This window comes from Streptomyces chilikensis (genome assembly GCF_001642695.1).
Lineage (GTDB): Bacteria > Actinomycetota > Actinomycetes > Streptomycetales > Streptomycetaceae > Streptomyces > Streptomyces chilikensis.
This window is the reverse complement of sequence record NZ_LWCC02000005.1, coordinates 1,238,990-1,242,416: the sequence shown is the minus strand read 5'-3', so window position 1 is coordinate 1,242,416 and position 3,427 is coordinate 1,238,990. Positions and strand designations below refer to the sequence as shown.

The 3,427-nt window shown below is 75.9% G+C and carries 3 protein-coding genes; 2 read left to right on the top strand and 1 reads right to left on the bottom strand.

The window, feature by feature from the left end; translation table 11 throughout:
* The first annotated feature begins 189 nt into the window (after positions 1-189).
* Complete coding sequence (locus A2U95_RS05550) at positions 190-1,359, top strand: cysteine desulfurase family protein (protein WP_166021099.1); 1,170 nt, start codon at positions 190-192, stop codon at positions 1,357-1,359.
* Positions 1,360-1,374: 15 nt separating this feature from the next.
* On the opposite strand, the gene A2U95_RS05545 is transcribed toward A2U95_RS05550, so the two are convergent.
* Positions 1,375-2,001 (bottom strand): N-acetylmuramoyl-L-alanine amidase, encoded by a 627-nt coding sequence (locus A2U95_RS05545; RefSeq protein WP_240957209.1) that lies wholly within the window; start codon positions 1,999-2,001, stop codon positions 1,375-1,377.
* 109 nt (positions 2,002-2,110) lie between these two features.
* Here A2U95_RS05545 and mnmA point away from each other — a divergent pair, with 109 nt between their 5' ends.
* Complete coding sequence (gene mnmA / locus A2U95_RS05540; protein WP_166021097.1) at positions 2,111-3,232, top strand: tRNA 2-thiouridine(34) synthase MnmA; 1,122 nt, start codon at positions 2,111-2,113, stop codon at positions 3,230-3,232.
* Positions 3,233-3,427 lie beyond the last annotated feature (195 nt).

Here is a 3,427-nt window from a genome sequence, read left to right as displayed (position 1 = left end):
CCGGGACGGGTCGGGCCCGGGAGACGCGCCGGGTCCGGGAGACGGGCCGGGTCCGGGAGACGGGCCGGTGCCCGCCGCCCGGGGGCCGGCGCCCGCCGCCCGTGCCAGGGCGCGGCGCTCACCGCCCGGGGCCCGGGGAGGCCCACCGATCCGGGGCCGGGACACGCCGCCCCGTAGAATCGAGGAACCATGGCATACCTCGACCACGCGGCGACCACCCCCATGCTGCCGGAGGCCGCCGCCGCGCTGACCTCCCAGCTGGCCGTCACCGGCAACGCGTCCTCCCTGCACGCGGCCGGCCGCCGCGCGCGCCGCACCGTCGAGGAGGCCCGCGAGACCCTCGCCGAGGCGCTCGGCGCCCGCCCCAGCGAGGTGGTGTTCACCTCCGGCGGCACCGAGGCCGACAACCTCGCCGTCAAGGGCCTCTACTGGTCCCGCCGCGACGCCGACCCCGCCCGCACCCGCGTCCTGGCCAGCCCTGTCGAACACCACGCCGTCCTGGACGCCGTGCACTGGCTCGCCGAGCACGAGGGCGCCACCGTCGAGTACCTCCCCGTCGACGCCCACGGCCGGGTCCACGCCGACGCCCTGCGTGAGGCCATCGCCCGCAACCCCGACGACGTCGCCCTGGCCACCGTGATGTGGGCCAACAACGAGATCGGCACCCTGATGCCGGTCCGCGCCCTCGCCGACGCCGCCGCCGAGTACGGCGTCCCGCTGCACGCCGACGCGGTGCAGGCGTTCGGCCAGGTCCCGCTCTCCTTCGAGGGGTCCGGCCTCGCCGCCGCCACCGTCTCCGGTCACAAGATCGGCGGCCCCTACGGCATCGGCGCCCTGCTGCTGCGCCGCGAGCACACCCCCGTCCCCGTGCTGCACGGCGGCGGGCAGGAGCGCCATGTCCGCTCCGGCACCCTGGACGTCCCGGCCGTCGCCGCCTTCGCGGTCGCCGGGCGGCACGCCGCCGCCCACCAGCCGCTGTTCGCCGAACGGATCGGCGGGCTGCGCGACGAACTGGTCGAGGCGGTCCGGTCCGCCGTGCCCGACGCGATCCTCGGCGGCGACCCCGACCCGGCCGGCCGGCTCCCCGCCAACGCGCACTTCACCTTCCCCGGCTGCGAAGGCGACTCCCTGCTGCTCCTGCTGGACGCCCAGGGCATCGAGTGCTCGACCGGTTCCGCCTGCACGGCCGGTGTGGCCCAGCCCAGCCACGTCCTGCTGGCCACCGGCGTCGACCCCGGCCTGGCCCGGGGCACCCTGCGGTTCTCCCTCGGTCACACCTCCACGCCCGCCGACGTGCGGGCCGTCGCCGAGGCGATCGGCCCCGCCGTCGAACGCGCCCGCGCCGCCGGCCTCAGCTGACCGGCCCCTCCCGGATCAGGCAGTGCCCTTCAGCGCCTCGCGCACCAGCTTCATGTACCGGTCCCAGTCCCAGTGCGGCCCCGGATCCGTGTGGTCCGCGCCCGGCACCTCGTGGTGGCCGATGATGTGGGAGCGGTCCACCGGGATGCCGTAGCGCTCGCATATTCGGGCCGTCAGCCGCGCCGAGGCCGCGTACATGGCGTCCGTGAAGTCCTTCGGCCGGTCCACGAAGCCCACGTGCTCGATGCCGACGCTGCGCTCGTTGTAGTCCCGGTTGCCCGCGTGGTACGCCACGTCCAGCTCGCGGATCATCTGGGTGACCCGGCCGTCCTGCTCCACGATGTAGTGCGTCGCCGCCCGGTGGCCGGGGTCCTTGAAGACCCGCACCGCGCTGTCGTAACCGCCCTGGGTGACGTGCACGACCACCAGCTCGACGGGGTAGTCGTCGGGCCGGTCGGCCCGGCGGTAGTTGGCCTCCGAGGCGGCCGTCCAGCGCGCCCCCGAGAAGTCCACCGCGCCCTCGACGCGCGGCTTCTCCACCCCCGGGACCCGCCACCACATCCGGCCCAGATCGTCGCGCCCCAGCGCGAAGACGCCGGCGGCCGTCGCGAGACCGCCGATCAACAGGGCCCGGCGCCCCACGCGCCGGTCCCCTTCCCCTGCCCCGCGGGCCCTGGTCCTGTCGCTCACGGACTGCACAACGCATATCCGGGGGCGGCGGTTCCCCGGCGCCCCGTACCCTTGAGGGGCTATGACCGATACCCCGCAGCGCCCCCTCCGCGTCCTCGCCGCCATGTCCGGCGGTGTCGACTCCGCCGTCGCCGCCGCCCGTGCCGCCGAGGCCGGGCACGAGGTGACCGGAGTGCACCTCGCGCTCTCCGCCAACCCGCAGTCCTTCCGCACCGGAGCGCGCGGCTGCTGCACCATCGAGGACTCCCGCGACGCCCGCCGCGCCGCGGACGTCATCGGCATCCCCTTCTACGTGTGGGACCTCGCCGACCGCTTCAAGGAGGACGTGGTCGACGACTTCGTCGCCGAGTACGAGGCCGGCCGCACCCCCAACCCCTGCCTGCGCTGCAACGAGAAGATCAAGTTCGCGGCGCTGCTCGACAAGGCGCTGGCCCTCGGCTTCGACGCGGTCTGCACCGGCCACTACGCCAAGGTGGTCCTCCGCGAGGACGGCTCCCGCGAACTGCACCGCGCCTCGGACATGGCCAAGGACCAGTCCTACGTCCTCGGCGTCCTCGACGAGCGCCAGCTCGCCCACGCCCTCTTCCCGCTCGGTGACACCGTCACCACCAAGGAGGAGATCCGCGCCGAGGCCGCCCGCCGGGGCCTGGCCGTCGCCAAGAAGCCCGACTCGCACGACATCTGCTTCATCGCGGACGGCGACACCCAGGGCTTCCTCGCCAAGCGCCTCGGCAGGGCGGAGGGCGACATCGTCGACGAGTCCGGCGCCAAGCTCGGCACCCACGAGGGCGCCTACGGCTTCACCATCGGCCAGCGCAAGGGCCTGCGCATCGGCACCCCCGCCGCCGACGGCAAGCCGCGCTACGTCCTCGACATCTCCCCGGTGGACAACACGGTGACCGTCGGCCCCGCCGCCGCCCTCGACGTCACCGGCCTCACCGCGATCAGGCCCCGCTGGTGCGGCACGGCCCCGTCCGGCCCCGGCTCCTACACCGCCCAGCTCCGCGCCCACGGCGACGAGACCCCGGTCACCGCCGAGCTGGTCGACGGCACCCTCCACGTCACCTTCGCCGAACCGGTCCGCGGCGTCGCCCCCGGCCAGGCCGTCGTCCTCTACGACGGCACCCGCGTCGTCGGCTCGGCCACCATCGCCTCCACGGTCCGCGCCACCTCGGCGGTCTGACCCCGCCGGGCCGCCCGGGACCGGCGGAGTCCTGCCCGGGGCCCTGCGAGCGGCGGCGCCCCATGCCTCGCAGGTCACCCCCGAGGATCCGCCGCCGCCCCCGGTCCGGGGCCGCGGGGCCGGCGGCGTCCGCCACGCGCCGGCCGCGCGGATGCGGTGACCGGGGCCGGGCGGTGCGGCGGGGAGGCGCCGGCC

What these genes read in the sequence shown, in the direction of transcription:
- mnmA (WP_166021097.1), top strand. Translation starts at nt 2,111, where the DNA reads ATGACCGATACCCCGCAGCGCCCCCTCCGCGTCCTCGCCGCCATGTCC.
- A2U95_RS05550 (WP_166021099.1), top strand. Translation starts at nt 190, where the DNA reads ATGGCATACCTCGACCACGCGGCGACCACCCCCATGCTGCCGGAGGCC.